Origin of the sequence: Pseudomonas lini, assembly GCF_030812475.1 — a bacterium.
In the GTDB taxonomy this organism is placed as follows: Bacteria; Pseudomonadota; Gammaproteobacteria; order Pseudomonadales; family Pseudomonadaceae; genus Aquipseudomonas; species Aquipseudomonas lini_A.
On sequence record NZ_JAUSSR010000007.1, the window covers coordinates 332,558 to 347,349 of the forward strand.

At 57.4% G+C, this 14,792-nt stretch carries 20 protein-coding genes; 7 read left to right on the forward strand and 13 right to left on the reverse strand.

The annotated features are described in order from the left end of the window. Nucleotides 1-35: 35 nt before the first annotated feature. The 5 genes from J2W17_RS15975 to J2W17_RS15995 are packed head-to-tail and all read right to left on the reverse strand — an operon-like array spanning nucleotide 36 to nucleotide 3,514. On the reverse strand, nucleotides 36-383 hold the full coding sequence (locus tag J2W17_RS15975; RefSeq protein WP_307335698.1) for a head decoration protein: 348 nt from the start codon (nucleotides 381-383) through the stop codon (nucleotides 36-38). After that, nucleotides 380-1,534 (reverse strand): head maturation protease, ClpP-related, encoded by a 1,155-nt coding sequence (locus J2W17_RS15980; RefSeq protein ID WP_307335701.1) that lies wholly within the window; start codon nucleotides 1,532-1,534, stop codon nucleotides 380-382. The genes J2W17_RS15975 and J2W17_RS15980 overlap by 4 nt, the downstream gene beginning before the upstream one ends. Beyond that, nucleotides 1,531-3,012 carry a phage portal protein gene (locus tag J2W17_RS15985; protein ID WP_307335704.1) on the reverse strand — a complete coding sequence of 494 codons (1,482 nt, stop codon included), beginning with the start codon at nucleotides 3,010-3,012 and terminating at the stop codon, nucleotides 1,531-1,533. The genes J2W17_RS15980 and J2W17_RS15985 overlap by 4 nt, the downstream gene beginning before the upstream one ends. Further along, nucleotides 3,012-3,218: a phage head-tail joining protein gene (locus J2W17_RS15990; RefSeq protein WP_307335707.1), complete on the reverse strand. Its 207-nt coding sequence runs from the start codon at nucleotides 3,216-3,218 to the stop codon at nucleotides 3,012-3,014. The genes J2W17_RS15985 and J2W17_RS15990 overlap by 1 nt, the downstream gene beginning before the upstream one ends. Nucleotides 3,219-3,262: 44 nt before the next feature. Beyond that, on the reverse strand, nucleotides 3,263-3,514 hold the full coding sequence (locus tag J2W17_RS15995; protein ID WP_307335710.1) for a hypothetical protein: 252 nt from the start codon (nucleotides 3,512-3,514) through the stop codon (nucleotides 3,263-3,265). Here J2W17_RS15995 and J2W17_RS16000 point away from each other — a divergent pair. Beyond that, nucleotides 3,513-3,950, forward strand: a complete 438-nt coding sequence (locus J2W17_RS16000) for a hypothetical protein (protein WP_307335713.1) — start codon at nucleotides 3,513-3,515, stop codon at nucleotides 3,948-3,950. The genes J2W17_RS15995 and J2W17_RS16000 overlap by 2 nt on opposite strands. 4 nt (nucleotides 3,951-3,954) lie before the next feature. Here the strand turns inward: J2W17_RS16000 and J2W17_RS16005 are convergent, their stop codons facing one another. The 7 genes from J2W17_RS16005 to J2W17_RS16035 form a co-directional block, all read right to left on the reverse strand. Next, nucleotides 3,955-5,976, reverse strand: a complete 2,022-nt coding sequence (locus J2W17_RS16005) for a phage terminase large subunit family protein (protein ID WP_307335716.1) — start codon at nucleotides 5,974-5,976, stop codon at nucleotides 3,955-3,957. 4 nt (nucleotides 5,977-5,980) lie between these two features. Then, complete coding sequence (locus J2W17_RS16010) at nucleotides 5,981-6,544, reverse strand: hypothetical protein (RefSeq protein WP_307335718.1); 564 nt, start codon at nucleotides 6,542-6,544, stop codon at nucleotides 5,981-5,983. Nucleotides 6,545-6,678: 134 nt separating this feature from the next. Then, nucleotides 6,679-7,029 carry a phage holin family protein gene (locus tag J2W17_RS16015; protein ID WP_307335722.1) on the reverse strand — a complete coding sequence of 117 codons (351 nt, stop codon included), beginning with the start codon at nucleotides 7,027-7,029 and terminating at the stop codon, nucleotides 6,679-6,681. 176 nt (nucleotides 7,030-7,205) lie between these two features. After that, nucleotides 7,206-7,688 carry a hypothetical protein gene (locus J2W17_RS16020; RefSeq protein WP_307335725.1) on the reverse strand — a complete coding sequence of 161 codons (483 nt, stop codon included), beginning with the start codon at nucleotides 7,686-7,688 and terminating at the stop codon, nucleotides 7,206-7,208. 328 nt (nucleotides 7,689-8,016) lie between these two features. Next, the gene (locus tag J2W17_RS16025) at nucleotides 8,017-10,713 is read right to left on the reverse strand and encodes a DUF5906 domain-containing protein (RefSeq protein ID WP_307335728.1); all 2,697 of its coding nucleotides are present in this window, start codon (nucleotides 10,711-10,713) and stop codon (nucleotides 8,017-8,019) included. Beyond that, entirely contained in the window at nucleotides 10,710-10,916 is a 207-nt protein-coding gene (locus tag J2W17_RS16030; protein WP_307335731.1) for a TraR/DksA C4-type zinc finger protein, read from the reverse strand. Before J2W17_RS16030 ends, J2W17_RS16025 begins: the two co-directional genes overlap by 4 nt. Next, nucleotides 10,909-11,397 (reverse strand): phage regulatory CII family protein, encoded by a 489-nt coding sequence (locus J2W17_RS16035; RefSeq protein ID WP_307335734.1) that lies wholly within the window; start codon nucleotides 11,395-11,397, stop codon nucleotides 10,909-10,911. The genes J2W17_RS16030 and J2W17_RS16035 overlap by 8 nt, the downstream gene beginning before the upstream one ends. Before the next feature lie 466 nt (nucleotides 11,398-11,863). On the opposite strand from J2W17_RS16035, the gene J2W17_RS16040 reads away from it, so the two are divergent. The 5 genes from J2W17_RS16040 to J2W17_RS16060 all read left to right on the forward strand — a co-directional run bounded on the left by J2W17_RS16040 (nucleotide 11,864) and on the right by J2W17_RS16060 (nucleotide 14,121). Further along, complete coding sequence (locus J2W17_RS16040) at nucleotides 11,864-12,514, forward strand: helix-turn-helix domain-containing protein (protein WP_373459982.1); 651 nt, start codon at nucleotides 11,864-11,866, stop codon at nucleotides 12,512-12,514. Nucleotides 12,515-12,853: 339 nt separating this feature from the next. After that, nucleotides 12,854-13,225, forward strand: coding sequence for a hypothetical protein (locus tag J2W17_RS16045; protein WP_307335737.1), 372 nt, complete (start codon nucleotides 12,854-12,856; stop codon nucleotides 13,223-13,225). Between the two features lie 10 nt (nucleotides 13,226-13,235). After that, entirely contained in the window at nucleotides 13,236-13,511 is a 276-nt protein-coding gene (locus J2W17_RS16050) for a hypothetical protein (RefSeq protein ID WP_307335740.1), read from the forward strand. After that, nucleotides 13,508-13,882 (forward strand): hypothetical protein, encoded by a 375-nt coding sequence (locus tag J2W17_RS16055; protein WP_307335742.1) that lies wholly within the window; start codon nucleotides 13,508-13,510, stop codon nucleotides 13,880-13,882. Before J2W17_RS16050 ends, J2W17_RS16055 begins: the two co-directional genes overlap by 4 nt. Continuing rightward, nucleotides 13,879-14,121 (forward strand): pyocin activator PrtN family protein, encoded by a 243-nt coding sequence (locus tag J2W17_RS16060; protein ID WP_090453416.1) that lies wholly within the window; start codon nucleotides 13,879-13,881, stop codon nucleotides 14,119-14,121. The genes J2W17_RS16055 and J2W17_RS16060 overlap by 4 nt, the downstream gene beginning before the upstream one ends. Nucleotides 14,122-14,299: 178 nt before the next feature. Here the strand turns inward: J2W17_RS16060 and J2W17_RS16065 are convergent, their stop codons facing one another. Beyond that, nucleotides 14,300-14,551: a hypothetical protein gene (locus tag J2W17_RS16065; protein ID WP_307335873.1), complete on the reverse strand. Its 252-nt coding sequence runs from the start codon at nucleotides 14,549-14,551 to the stop codon at nucleotides 14,300-14,302. Between J2W17_RS16065 and J2W17_RS16070 the strand changes: the two genes are divergently transcribed. Beyond that, nucleotides 14,550-14,792 carry a DUF4224 domain-containing protein gene (locus J2W17_RS16070; protein WP_307335748.1) on the forward strand — a complete coding sequence of 81 codons (243 nt, stop codon included), beginning with the start codon at nucleotides 14,550-14,552 and terminating at the stop codon, nucleotides 14,790-14,792. The two genes, J2W17_RS16065 and J2W17_RS16070, sit on opposite strands and share 2 nt — an antisense overlap.

Consider the following 14,792-nt stretch of genomic DNA (forward strand, 5'->3'; position numbering starts at 1 on the left):
CGCTCGAGGCGGGGTTGGGGGAAGTGTCAGATGGGCTATCGAACGATGATGAATCGCTCGGCCAGGGCTTGCTCGGCAGTGGGATCAAGCCCGGTCAGATGGGCTTCACTGACTTCCGCCAAGCGCACGACAGCCCGCGCACGACGGGTGACATCGGACTCGCCCAAGGGCCCGAACAGAATGCAGGCAGCGTCTTCGCTGCCGTTTGTGGCCACCGGATTGTACGGAGCAAAAAAACCTGTCGCCGTGACCAGACCGAGCACCTGTCCAGGCATCAAGGCGGCACCGGCGGCGACGTTGATCACCTCGCGGGAAATTTGCCCGGCACCTTCGGACAGCAGGAACTCACCGGCGTGAACCGGTTCGCGTTGGATGTGACTCATGAATGCGCTCCTCGAGCAGTGTTGGGTTTACCACCGTGAGCAGCTTTGCGCGCCGCCCAGATCGAACCGGAATTGGGTTGTTTGGCTTGGGGCTGCAGCGGTGTGTCGTCGTCCAGCGGCAAGCTGTTATCAATCTCGAAGCCTTTGCCGCTGCTGACGATCTTGTCGAATAGGCGTGCCCGAACCGCCACCGCATCCAAGCCGGCCGCGACATACTCGGCACTGAATTCAGGCAATCGCGCCGCAACACAGAGGTCGTTGACGGCCTTAGCGCGGGTTAAACCGGCCTGCACGATTTCTTCGCTTTCCAGCTTGGTCGAACTGAGTAGAGGCGCGACCAGGTTGCTGATCCCTGCCTCAGCGCAACGCTGGGTGATCATCAGCGCCAACTTGGTCGAGTCAACCACGGGCGGCGTCGGCGGCGTGTCTTCAGGCTCATTATCCGGATCCGGCTCCTCGGGAGCCTCAAGTTGGGCCAGCAACTCAGCCGGTGCATGCTGGTAACGCTGCAGCACCGCGCCCTGACCGAGACAGGCCTTGACCTTGACGCCATCCCCGACTTCGTCGGCCAACCCCAGTGCCACCGCTTCATTGGCGGTGAGCCAGGTTTCGGCGGCGACCAATCGCCGAAGCTCGACCTCGTCGATGTTGGGCGCTTTCGCTTTGTAGGAAGCAATGATTGCCTCCGTCGTCTGGTCGAGCACGTCGGCGACCTTGCGAAAGTCCTCGGCATCACCGGCCATGTAAGTCCAGGGGTTATGAATCATCATCATGGCATTGGCCGCGATCACCACTCGATGGGCGCCGCAGACGGCGACACTGGCGGCACTGGCGGCCAATGCATCAATGCGGCCAGTACAACGCTCACCCAGCCGAGCCAAGGCGTTATGCATGGCCAGACCATCAAACAGATCACCGCCGACGCTGTTGAAGGCCGCGATGACGGGCGACACACCGTCATCCATGGCCCGTAAGTCCTGGGAGAACTGATTCGCGGTAATGCCCCAACCGCCAATCTCGCCATAGACAAACACTTCGATCGTGCGCTGATTAGCTTCGCCGCTGGCTTGCAACGCATACCAACTCTTGTCCTCGACTTTGACCAGCTTGCCGGCCTTGTCATAAATGCGCGGGCGGGTTTTCTTGCTCATTCTTGCTCCTTGTCGTCGATCTTTTCGAGGACGGCGAGAGTGTTGTAATTGAGGCCCAGCTTTGTGGCACGGGCCAGGTCGGCAGCGTTTTCTGCGTCGACAGTTTCGGCGTCGTAGCCGGTGCGCAAGACCATTTCACTGCGCGAAGCAAACCCTGCCTGCACTTCCATCCGTCGAGCCTGGACGTCCTGTACTGGCTGAATGTATGCCCAGCCTTGTGGCACCCAACGGGTACGCAGGTATTCGCGGCGTCGTTGTGCGTAGTCAGCCAGCGCCAAGGTCCCCGACAGCACCGCCATGTCCATCCAAGCCGCCCGCACCGGGCGGCACAGCTGGTGCACGTATACACCGAATTGCAGCTGCTCCAGGCGTCGCCGAAACTCGTTGAGCACGACGCGCAATGCTCGATCATTTACCTCGCGCATGTCACCGGTGAGGATCTCGTAAGGCGTACCTGAACCGGCCGCTGCGGCCATCAATTGCTGCCGCATAAAGTCCGGGTAGTTATTACCGGCATCCGGAGGCTTGGAAAACTCGACCTCTTCACCGGGTCCCAGCTCCTGCATGGTGCCGGGCTCCAGCGCCACCATCGGCGTAAAACCATCACCGTCTGTGACCAGGGGCTGCCCCGTGACTGGATCGCGCGGTACAGGACCGGAGTCTGGAGCCGGGCGGCTGATGAAACCGGCAAAGAGGTTGGCCACCTCCTGGCGAAACAACACGGCATCGTCGTAATTGTCGAGACTGCGCAGGCGTTTCAAGACCGGCGATAAACGCGGAACCCCTCGCAGCTGGCCTGGTTCAACGGGCTCAAAAATATGCAGCACCTGCGCCGCCGGTACACGTACCAGTTGGTTGTAGCCAGCGTTCAGCGATGAGGAATCACGTGGGTGCGAGAGGTACATCCAGTAAGCCAGCCGCTTGCCTTCGGGATTGAACTCAATGCCCGCGCGAATGATGTTGCCGGCTTTCGTGGTCTCGAATTTATCGTGCGGAACGAACTCAGGCGCCAACACCTGCAGCTGCAGCGGCACGGCCAATCCTTCGTCTCGGCTACGTGGACGCAGGCGCACAAAGCACTCGCCCGAGGTCTCGACCGTGCGGGCAATTAGTGCCTGCTGACCGTAAAAATCCGTGCGTTCATCAGCATCCGCTTCGTCGACCCAGTCTTCCCAGAGATCCTGCAACAACTTGCGCAGCACTGGATCATCGGTCTTTGGCCGAGGGTTGATCCCCGTGCCAATCAAGTTACTGACACGCTTGTCGATGACGTTGAAGGCGTAGGGGTCATTGCGTACGGCTGCCCGAGAACGCGACCGTAGGTTGCGCAACGCCGGCGTGTTGATGCTGTTGATGCCGTTGTCGGGAGCATCCCAGTTCGCTGATCGTCGGCCTTCCCCAGCGCCTTCGTAGCTGGCCTTGATGTTCGACGGCAGCAAAAATCCGTTACGGGTTAGCGTCGGAAAATGTCGAGCCATTAGATTCCCTTGCCCCCGTGATACAGCCGAACCACACGCGATCGTGGGCCAGCAGCATTGATCAACGACGAGCGAATCTCTTCACGTGCCTTGAGCAATTCATCAACCGTGCGGTACTCCACGGTGCGGTCGTTGTAGCGCACTATTTTTTCACCGCGTGCAATCGCGCGCTCGATGACTTCGAGGTGTTTTTGAGTGAAAGACATGGGAGTTTGCTCGAAGGATGCTGGCAATGTGATATAAAAAAACGTCAGACGAAGTTCTGGTTTCTCGACTGGATCTCTTGCCGAAAGCTACCACCCGCCAAGATATGGGTCAGTGCATCAGCCAATTCCTCTGCTGGAATATCTGGTAAACGCATGCGCCAGTAAGTACGGGCGCGTACCCAGTCCATTCGTCCTGTGAGCTGATCTGCAATTACCTGGCGTAGCTCCTGTTGGAGTTCTGCTGCTGATTTAACTTTTTGCGCACGTTGCGCTTTTTCCACAGAGTTTTCTGACATGGCCGTCTCCAATATTGACCAATTTAATGAAACTACCGGGCTGGTTTTGGCCGAGCTGTATGCCAAATTTCCGGTGCCGAAATCTCTCGTTCCTGAACATTTCGTCGAGCCCGCAACACGCTGGTGTGACATCGTTTGCGCAGATGTACCTAACGAAAAAGCAGAGTTCTTCATTGCTACAGTTCGTTGGTTAGAGTCTTCTGGATACCTTACATTCAAGGATTGCACCCACTATTACGCACAGGATGCTGTCCTTACTGCAGCCGGGCTCGAAGTCCTGAAGGCCTCCCCGAGCAGCTTGGCCAAAGGACCGTCTTTCGGACAGAGCATTACTACCGCTGCAAAGGAAGGAGGCAAGGAAACCTTGCGCGCAACGGTCTCTGAGTTGCTGGGATTAGGCGCACGCGTACTGGGCCCAGCAATAGGTCTACCGTAATTGCTTATCGCCTTTTCAGGTAACCACTGGTGGAACTGCGGCGTTGGGGTGGCGGTGCTACGGGTCGTGATATGACCGGGGCAGCAGTATGGAATGCCGGTGGCGAGATGGTGGTAACCGGCGCTACCGTTGCGGCTTTACTACGCGACGCGATTTGCGCGGGCTTGATGCTTGGCGCTTCGTCGAATAGACCAGACTGCGCCAACGATTGACGCACCCGCTCCCAATCATGCTCCTGGTAGCGATTAATACCCAAGTAATGCGCCATCGCCAAGCAATACACCATCAGGTCGAGTGCTTCGTTGCGCTCGGCCTTGCCTTTGATCCATTCGATACGTTTATGGCCCCGAATGTAGCGAGCCACCTTGCGCTCCGCAACGCACTGCGCGAAGAAGTCATCGGGTAGATCATTAGCAAAATGCAGTGCCCCCGGCCCAGGAGGAAACCCATAGCGGTTATAGATCCAGTCTTTTGCGGTGTCTGTACCAACGAACCAAAGCTCAGCACCGTTGCGTTCGGTCTGTCCCTTCCAAGTTACGTCGACCATGGAAGGCCGCTGGGCAATCACCGGCCGGCCCGGTTTGCTGGCACCCTTAATGGCGAACACATTTCGCCAGCGCCGCACGCGGCAAAATTGGTAGACCTCGTCGGTATGGTGACCGCCCGAGTCAACGCCTGCCGCCAAGATAGCGAGAGCAACACCGCATGGGTGGAGATAACGAGCCTTGAGTTTTTCATCGAGAACCGCCCAAGTGCGCTCATCCGCCGGATCGCCCCAGATTACTTGGTGATCGACGACCCAACGCTCCATGCCGACGCCAAAACCCATCACCATCAATTCCAAGCGATTTGCTTGAACGTCGACTGCTGCAGTCAACATCAATACACCGATAGGCATAGAGCCGAGGGTGTACGCCTCCAACCGCGCCTGAGCAATCAGCACCTCGGCCTTAGTTTGCTCCTGCGCACTGTCCCATACCTTTGCGAGACGGGTGTTATAGAACACCTGCATCGGTTCCAAGTCTCCTTTGGCTTGAGCCTTTTTGGCCTTCTCAAACTGCTTGGCCAAAGACTTCCAGTCCATCCAGCCCAGGGGCGAATACAGCGCATTAAGATTAAAGCCAACGGTCTCACCATCACCCTCGGCATGAGCGCGCCATTCGCCTTTGGCAAGCATCTCGCCCTTGTGGTACTCGTCGATCAGAACGTCACAATCAGGGCCCGCGCACTGGTAATGCACCACGCTGAAATCTTTCGAGTAGTGCAGTCGTTCCCACTCAAGGGTTTGCATGTGTTTGCAGGTCGGGCATGGCACGTAGTAATAACGCTGGTCGCTGCCCTCAAATAGATCAGCTATACGCGAGGCGCCCTTGATCGTGGGAGAACTGGAAAAATAGAACTTGGCATTGCGCCCGAAAGTACTGCCGCGGGTTTCAGCCAACTCGATGGGGTCACCCTCTTCACCGATGTCCACTTCCCAACGATCAATCTCGTCGCCATAAATGTAACGGGCCGAGAGTTCCGACAGGTTGGCCGCCGAGCCTGCAGTAGTCACGTACAGTGAACCACCCTCAAACTCTTTAGTGTCCATGGTGTTGCGTGCGTCCCGCGAACGGCTTGACGCCACACGCTCTCGCAGCACAGGCGTGGCCTTGATTGTCTTGCCGATCCGCGATGACACCCGCTTGGCGAGGCCAAGGCTGGGCAGTAGGGTCAGAATATTGGATGGTGCCATGTGGATCAGACCGCCAATCCAGTTCAGCGCAATCTGCGTTTTCATCAACTGCGAAGCCACCATAGTGACCACTCGCTTACAACGATGTGACGGTGACAAGCACCGCATAGGTTCGCGTGCATAAGGTGTGCGAGAGGTGCGGTATTGACCGGGCTCAGCAGCGCCAGTATCACGCGGGATACGCATGTACTCATCCGCCCACTCATCAACCCAAAGCGCTGGCTCTGGACGGATCCCACGGTAATACGCCTCGCGGTACACCTCTGCACCGTTGGCATATTCAGCAGGCATAGGCTTAGCTCGTCGTCGTTACAGCGTGAATAAAGTCTTCTGTGGAAATGCGTTCGGCATCCTCAAGAGCGCTACGAATCTCCTGCATCAGATGCTTTTCGATATCCCAAGGATCACCCATTGCTGAAAGCTCTGGGGCGAGCTTCGCAGGTAGCGCCAGCAATAGATCGCGCACCATTCGACCCGATGAGAAGGCGGCCTCATCCACCACCGAACGCTCCACCAACTCACCGTTAGCTTTACGCACTTCACTTTCGGCTTTTTCAGCTTGCGCGAGGGCAAGCCGAGTTCGTGCCTTTTGATAGTCCGGCGCTGCGGGGGAAATCGTTCCTGGCGATACATGCGGGAACTCTGGCTCTCTCTCTTGGGTGTTGAGGACCACCGGAAGATTGCCAAGCGAGTTGCTGCGCGAGGGGTCGCTGGTCATCGTAAGATATTGCTCGCTTGCTTCGACATCAACCTTGCCGTCGAGGGTCAGGACCAGGCGGCCACGTTGAACCAATTTGCCAACGTATTGGCGAGACCAGCCTTTACTGGCCGCGTACTCAGTACGGGTCAAAATGGTCATGTAAACCTCCTATCAACCAAGGACTGTCAACCACGTCAACCTCTGTCAACCAACGTGAAAAAATTTGCCGCTAACACTTTCCCGCGGGTTTCCGACCCCGTACCCGCCAAAAAACCCCAGGGTCCCCGGCGATTTCATGCCTGCCCGTCACCGCTCGGCGGCGCGTCGCAGATCCCTGCCCGCTTTGCCAACCACCGAGCGTACAAACCGCTGGCCACATCGGCGCCGAGACAAGCGACAACGCTGCCTATTGCAGCGGCAGTCATCAAGCTGCATCCCAGCGCCGTGGCGAGCATCACCGTCGCCAGACCAAAAACTGCAGAAGCACCGAAGCGCAACAGCACGCGCTTCACCAACACCGGCACCGCCATCCCTGCCGCATCAGCACGCCACATTTCCCCGGTTAAACCCGCGAGCGCCACCAGAATCAGTAGCCAGGTTGGAAGATCGGCCAGCGACTGCTGCACCTCCTGTTCAGTCGACATGCGTTGCCTCCTCGGCAATGAAATGAAAAACCCCGCCGAAGCGGGGTTAGATGACCGGCACAGGGAGAGCCGGGTGAATCTGCACAGCACGTGCGAGGTCAGCGCCGAGGCGCAAATTTCATATCGTGGAGACTTTTTACCTCCTGAGTACGGAACCGAAAAGGGGGCGTTTTCGGTTATCCAACTCGACGCAGCTTTGACGCAACTTTGAGAAGACTTTGAGGCAAAACGCCCCGACCAGCGGTAAGCCACTTACGGGCATCAGCACGCTCGGCCAGCACTTCCAGCAGCCGCTCATGCAGACGGTGCACCTGGTCGTAGTAAGTCTGTTTCGCTCTCGACTCCATCCCAAGCAGATGCAACTGCATCAGCCAGGTCGGCGCCGGATCATCGCCATAACGCAGGCCCGCCAACCGCATCAGCCGATCACCCTGCTCGCCCTGACGCCCGATCTCCGACAGCGCGGCGGCAATCTCCTGTGCAACTGCATCAGGCCCTGCTCCTGCGCCGAGGATGACTCGGGACCCGGGCGTGCCGCGTGGTGCGCAGCCACCCCACTCCATGATCGTTGCCATTGGGCTGCCCATTCCGCCGCTTTCGCCATTAAGCCGAAGTTGCTCACCCCAGTGCTTCAGCAGTACTTCCATTGCCTCGATCATCGCCCTACTCCACCGAAAACCGAACCCAACACAAAAAACACCCAACCCGACACAAACCCAACACAAATAAAACCCTTTAAAATCAACAGGTTTAATCGAATTGTGTTTAGTGTGTTGGGTTTGTTGGGTATTTCTGTTCTCGCATGAAGAAAATAATCAGCCATCAGAAACCGACTATCTAACGTCACGCATGCGCGCACGCGTAGCGAAACCCAACACACCCGACATAACGTCCGCAAACCGCCGAAAATGAATGCTCCAATCTGTGTGGGGTACCTGAAATCAACCCAACACACACCCGACACACCTAACACACTTTTAGATGTAGTCATGCGGCGGCCGCCTTGATGTGGTCCCAGCTGTCCACATGCCAGCCCGCCAGCTTCGCCTTGGCCCGCCAGTTTTCGACCTGCTTGCCCAGCTCGGCCGCCTTCAGTGATGGGGGCGGGGAAGCGTCCTGATCGACGGGAAAGAAGAAAGCGCCAAAGCGCCGATTGTTGCCATCGGTCCAGGGAATGGCACGCGTCTTATCAACCTCGGAACTGATGAACAGCGAGAACTTCGTCTGACTCATCACATGCTCTTTATTGCGCTGGCACCATTCGAGGAACAGCGAATAGAGGTCGGTCGAGAGACACGGCCCCCAAAGACCGTGGCCCAACTCGCTGTACTTCCACAGATGCAAGAACGTCTGCCATCCGGCACGACTCAAGGCCACCAAGCGCTCACGGGCATCCGTTGAGGGTGGTCGTGTCCGCTGGTTGAAGTCGCCCAGATCGATCGACAACAACCAGCCATAGAGTGCAGCGACGCCGCCCTGCTCCAGCTCGCGTCCGATCGCTTTTTGCCGCTCGACCGGCAAGGTTTCCATAGGCCACATCACCAACATCCGCCGATCACTGTCGCTGATCGGCCACGGCAGAATTTCGTTACTCAGGAACACCGCGTTCATATGGTTGGCTTCCTCCCAACCGTTGATGAACTTTGATTCCATCCGCACCGTCTTGCCGGTGATTAGGTGCTTGATCTTGCCCACCTGGTTGTACCGCTGATCACGGCTCACCACCTCTTCGAACACCGACCACAATTTGCGGCTTTGCCAGGCGTTGAAGTTGCTCTCCAACTGTGTCTGGCCGACCGTCGCCGCGTACTGGCCATACAGCATGCCCAGTGCATCGGCGAACAGCAGGCTTTTGCCCGAGCCTTCCATGATCGAGTGCATTAGCACGGCGGTGTCCATCTTGGCGCCCAAGTGCTGCAATGGGTACGCCAGCCAGCGAATCAGCCATTGGGACGCCGCTTGATCGTGATTGCACAAAAACGAAATCAGCCAACGCAGATTGGCGCAGGCTTCGTCATCCCTAACCGGTTCGAGCGGCAGACCATCAAAGGTATTGATGTACACCGCTGGGTCCTTGCTCATAGTCGGATCAAACACGATATGTTCGACATCCACGGTGCGACGCTCACTGCTGTTCAGCCACAGTGGATAAGTGTCACCCAACGCCATCTTCACCGCGCCCTCGGCAATGCGTCGTTTCTTTTCCCGATCCCAGACATCCTTGGTGCCATCGATGTACACGTATCGGTCGGTCGGCGGCATACCCAGGGCGCCGCCCTTCTTGCCCGCCATGCGCCGTGCTTGCTCGATGTCGCGGACGTGATCATCCGCAATCAGCCGTTTGCTCATGTCATCGAGCCACGCCTTGGCAAGTGGCTTGCCAACCCGCGCTTCGAATGCGGCTTTCTTCATTACCCGCGACTGGTCGCAGTCCCACACTTGCGTGGTGCCCTCGACCAGCGCAAAACGACGAAGCAACTGGTCAAGCGTCAACACCTCCCCCGCCCCCCCATTAGGAGCCGGAGCGGCCTCGCTGATCTCGTCGTTCGCACAGCTCGGCTCGCTCACATCACTGGATGGGGTCGGGGGAAGATCCTGCGGAACAGGCCGCGATGAATGCTGCATACCCAACATACGCGCAGCATCCTTCACCGCTTTCGACTGATCGCCCGCGTGCTCGAGTAAACAGAACACCTCAAAGGCGTCGTTTTGATGTCCGTTCGCGAGCGGATCGGCACCGTGGTGCGAATAGACCTTGCCGTCAGCGATCGTCACACCCGGCAGACCAGTGCTGCTCTGCGGGTAAAGCCACTTGCTGCCCCGCTTGATATAGCCGTGAGTACGCAGTAGTTCCTCGATGTCGTGGCAGCGATTGAACTCGTCGATCACCGACGGCTGCTTACCAGCCACAGGTGCTGAACGCTTAATGACCTTCGCCGGCGCCGCGGTTGACTTGATCGCCCACGGGCAGGCTGCCTCGGCATCCCGCTTGAAGAATTCCCAGCCTTGCCAGATATTTAGCAGATCGACAGTCAGCGTCGGCAGGCCGTCGTTGGCGTTCGGTGGGGTTCTCCAGGTGTAAGGCTTGCCGGTACCCGGATGAATCGAAGGCGGAAACACGTCCTGGACCAGGCCAGCGCGCAGCTCGAACACCGTGAAGCGCTTGTATTCTTCAGCCTCCGCGCGCGCTGCAGCCTCCCCGACAGCATCGCCCTGCTCTTTCGCAGCCTTGGCCTTCTCCATTAGGCCTTTATGAATTGAACCGTCAGGGTCTTTCTCATTCGGCCAGGAAAGAGAATGCCGAGTCAGCTCAATGCCGTCCGGTACTTTAAAAAGCACCCGGAACCGCGCTGGGTTACCGACAATCGTCGGATACACCAACGCCATGGCATCCAGATCAACACCCAGCAGTTCGTACAATACATGCCGCGTCCACTGAACGTCGTCGACGTCCAGCGAACAGACACGGCTCGGCCCGAGAACGACGCCGAGGTTGTGATTAGGGTTTTGTTGCCAGAATGCTTCAGCGGTATCGGCATCAGTGATGTAACCGCCGGGTTTGTTCCACCCCAGACCCTTTGGGGCTTTTTCACCTGGCTCAATGGAGACCAGGGCGAGATCGAAAGCAGTGATGTAACGTTTTGCCCATGTAGCGATGGCTATTCCTTTGGCCAGTTCGGTCATCGCCGAGCCTCCCGTAACCCCTGGCAGTGAACGCAGGTTTGGCAACCCTCAATCGTCTGCTGTCGAAGCAACGGGATAGGGTCATCACAATCCTCGCAGAATTGCGCGCTGACGCGATTCGAAGGAACGCGGCGACTGCGGTGAAGGGCAACGTCGAGCAGATATTGCGCCTGATCGTTGGCACGATCGATTTCATCAGCCATGGACACGATCCTCCATCGCCTGACGGGCACCCGCCATGATGGCGAGAACTTCGCGGATCACGTCCATCCCCTGCTTTTCAAGATCGAGAACTTCGTGAAGCTCCCAGACGTTGTCGGCAGCACCATCGTGCATGGCGGCCACGAATTCCCCGGTTTCGCCGAGCAATTTACCGACGGCCTTCAAAGCACCACGGGTGGCTGGTACCGGCACTGGACGATACCAGACCGCGCCAGCCGGACGCATCAGCGCATCGAGCAAGCGCGAATCGCCAGTGAGCCTGATCAACTCTTCAAGCTCATCAGGATTCAACCAGCGGCGCTCTTCATCGAGTTTGAGTTTTTTTTGAAGGGTGTCGTTGTCCAACACCATGTCAAAAGCAAGGGCGGTAATTCCGCCCTTGTAGTCACGACCAGCGCGATAAATCGCCTGGCGCAAAGGAAGGACCGGACCTGCGTCCGGCAAAAGATCTGTTCTACTCATAACCGTAAATCCCCCGTTTACGGTGTAGCCATAGTCCAGGGCAAACCCTATCCTACGACCACGACCGATGTGCATATGCTGTGTGTCGTCGTAGCTGGACTGGGGGATCTTTGGTGAGAGGCCCCAGTCCGGCACCCTTTTAAGCTGCCGACTTCAGGCCAGCGGCTGCTTTTTCTTGCGTGTAAAGGCTCTCGATGGCCTTCCCAGTTACATACCGGACGTCTGCACCTTTAGCGGCACGATTAATAGTCGGCTGCGTTGTCCCTACGCGATCTGCGATGACCCTTTGGGATAAACCTGACCGCAGTAACTCCGCGAGCATTTCTTGGATAGTCATATCGTTCCACCGATGCGCTTTCGCATTGAGCGCTACAATACACAAACGTATTGATTGATTCAATACAATCGCCGATACGTTTTTGAATCAAGGCAGAGAAAAGTGATAGGCGACCGCATCGCTCAACGCATGCAAGAACTAGAACTATCCGAAGGCGAACTCGGCCGCCGTTCAGGCGTCCCTCAGCCGACCATTCATAGGATCGTAACTAATGCGGTAGCCAGCCCACGCCACGAGAACGTTGAAAAAATCGCCAAAGCCTTGAAAGTCAGCAGTAACTGGCTGTGGAAAGGAGGCGAACACAAAGAACCAACAAAAGATGCAAAGCCTTCCTCTAGCTCTGAATCCAACGTAGAGCCTGGGCCGGCAATCAAAGGATATGTGCCGTTGATTTCTTGGGTACAAGCAGGTGCTTGGTGCGAGATTGAGGACGTTCGATCTCTTGATGACGCAGAGATATGGCTACCTTGCGCGGCGTCTCATAGTAGCCAGAGTTACGCCCTCAGAGTGCGCGGACTGTCCATGTTCAACCAGCATGAACGCCGTTCCTTCAGAGACGGAGACATCATTTTTGTTGACCCCGCGAAGGACGCGGAGAACGGCTCACTTGTCATTGCCAAATTAGTCGATAGCCAAGAAGCGACGTTTAAACAGCTGGTGATGGAAGGAAAGCGCCGTTTTCTAAAGCCGTTGAATCCCGCCTGGCCTGAGCCGATCATTGAGCTGGGTGACGATGCCATGATTTGCGGTGTCGTATTCTCGAAACTAGAAATTTTCTAATACATCGTATGCCAGATTAAGCCCGCAGATTGCGGGCTTTATTATGCTTCACACCAAAATCAATTCAATTACGTATTGACTGAATCAATACGTATTTGTATCGTCTGTCTCGTATACCTCTCACCAAAGAGTACGAGCCATGCAAACCACACATAGCACCACACGCTGCCGGGTCTACCTGCATCCTTCTGCATGCAGCAGCCGCGCTGCCGTCGAGGCCGTTCAGCACCGCACCGGGCTGCTAGTAATTACCAATCCAAAGGGCCGTAGCGAGGCCGTCCAGCCTAACGATACCGCAGCAGCGGATACCAGCATCTGCCCGTCCGGAGGCGATGCAGCATGAACAGCTACCTCATTCCGCTCGCGAAACAAGAGCTGCTACATCACATGCTGCAGGTTGGTGGCGCAGCCGTTTGCCCACTTCAACGACCAGAGCAAACCATCCACGCAAGCTTTGAGGTGGAGCTCACTGACGACAGCGCAGTCGTCAGCGTGGACTTCGGCGGCCACACCGGCGAACTGACCCTCAAGCGGTCAGATCGCGCCAATCACCTGCACCTGCGGGATTTCATCCAGGACATCGCGAACGGCCGCATTGAGTCGGCAGAGCCTACGCCGCCAGAGCGACTCGGTAGCGAAGCGCAAGTACAGCAGATGCTGGCCGAAGCGGAAGCACTGCTGAATAGCGTTCGAAAATTGCTCGCAGCCTGAGAACAGCACAGTGAATCGCACCCTGGATCAAACAGCCGCCGTGCTCGGCCTCAAACCCCGCGCCTTCCGCACCAGGTTGCGAGAACTACGCATCCTGACCAATGACGGCGACCTGGCCAGCCATCACCGCGACCGGGGCTACCTGTTCTCGGATCCGCGCAGCGTGCAGCTCGGAAACACCAACCGCTATCGGCACTACGCCGTAGTGATGGTCAAGGAAGACGGCGTCAAGTGGATCGCCAAAAAACTGAATATCACCATTACTTACAAGGACGCCGCCGCATGAGTCAGAACGCCATTACCCAAGCCATCGGCGCACTGAAGCTGGTCCCGATGTTCCTCAACCATCCGACCGTGATCAGCCGCGCCACGCTGATTGGCGCATCAGCCGAAGCTGTACAGCTGCTGGAATCAGTCCCTCCGGTCAGCGCCGAGCTGGCTGAGGTATTCCGCTGTGTGGACGCGGTTATTGGTGATGGGCAAATCGCCTACGTCACCCCAACAAAGTCGCCCGAATACCCCTACGGCGCCGTTGTCGCTGACCAAAGTGGCAACGTCTGCGCGGCGGCTATGGGCAAAAGTAAAGAAGGCCTCGCCGAATTGATCCGTTTCAAGTTACTGCCCCCATCGGAGGGGGTCGGGGAGGACGCGGCATGAGCAATACCCTCGACCAACTCAGGCGCCAATTCGCAACACCTTGCCCGACGCTGGCAGCGGTCCGCGAGCATTACTTCTCGCACATCCGCACCGATCGCCACCTGCTGACCGAGATCAAGAAAGGCCGCATCAAGCTCACCGTCAAGCGCCTGCACGGCTCCACCCGGGCCAAGCCGGTGGTCTACCTGCACGACCTTGCCGACTACCTCGACGCCCAAGCGTTGACGGCAGCCGCCTGAATTACCGCACGCCCCTGCCATCCAGGGGCAAACAACTCGCACCCCAAGAGGCACAGCAGATGAAACCTACAGACACCGCCGAATTCACCAGCGAACTCAACGCAGACGTATTCGCGAATCAGATCGGCCACGCCTTTCCAAAGTGCCATCGGGAGTAGTCAACAAAGGAAACGTCGGTTCAGTTAAGTACTTCTGCAACACCCTGCCACCGGCCTTTCACCAGATATTCCAGCGGCGGGCTCCATTGAGGAACTAACACATGAAAGCCCTTCGCCGAACGGCCCGAATACGTAGCGGGCAAATGTCGCCTCTCGACTTGAACGTCCTCTGCGACAAATGTGACAAGTCGCGAGCACACGGCAATCACCAAACATGCAGCAAGCAACGCCAGGTCGAAGGCATCGAGCGGCGCGCTAGGGAGAAACACCATGGAAGCTGAAATCCTTTCGGATGAAGAGCTGGCGCATATCACCGGCTACAAAGCCAGGGCCTACCAACGTCGCTGGTTGGATGATCGCCAGTGGCTCTATGTCGAAAGTCGTGGTAAGCGCCCACTAGTAGGAAGGATGTACGCTCGGATGAAGCTCGGCGTAATCACACAAACCAGTACTACCGCCACTCCACTGCCAGTCGCGCCCGCATGGACGCCCGACTTCTCGCGAGTGAACTGA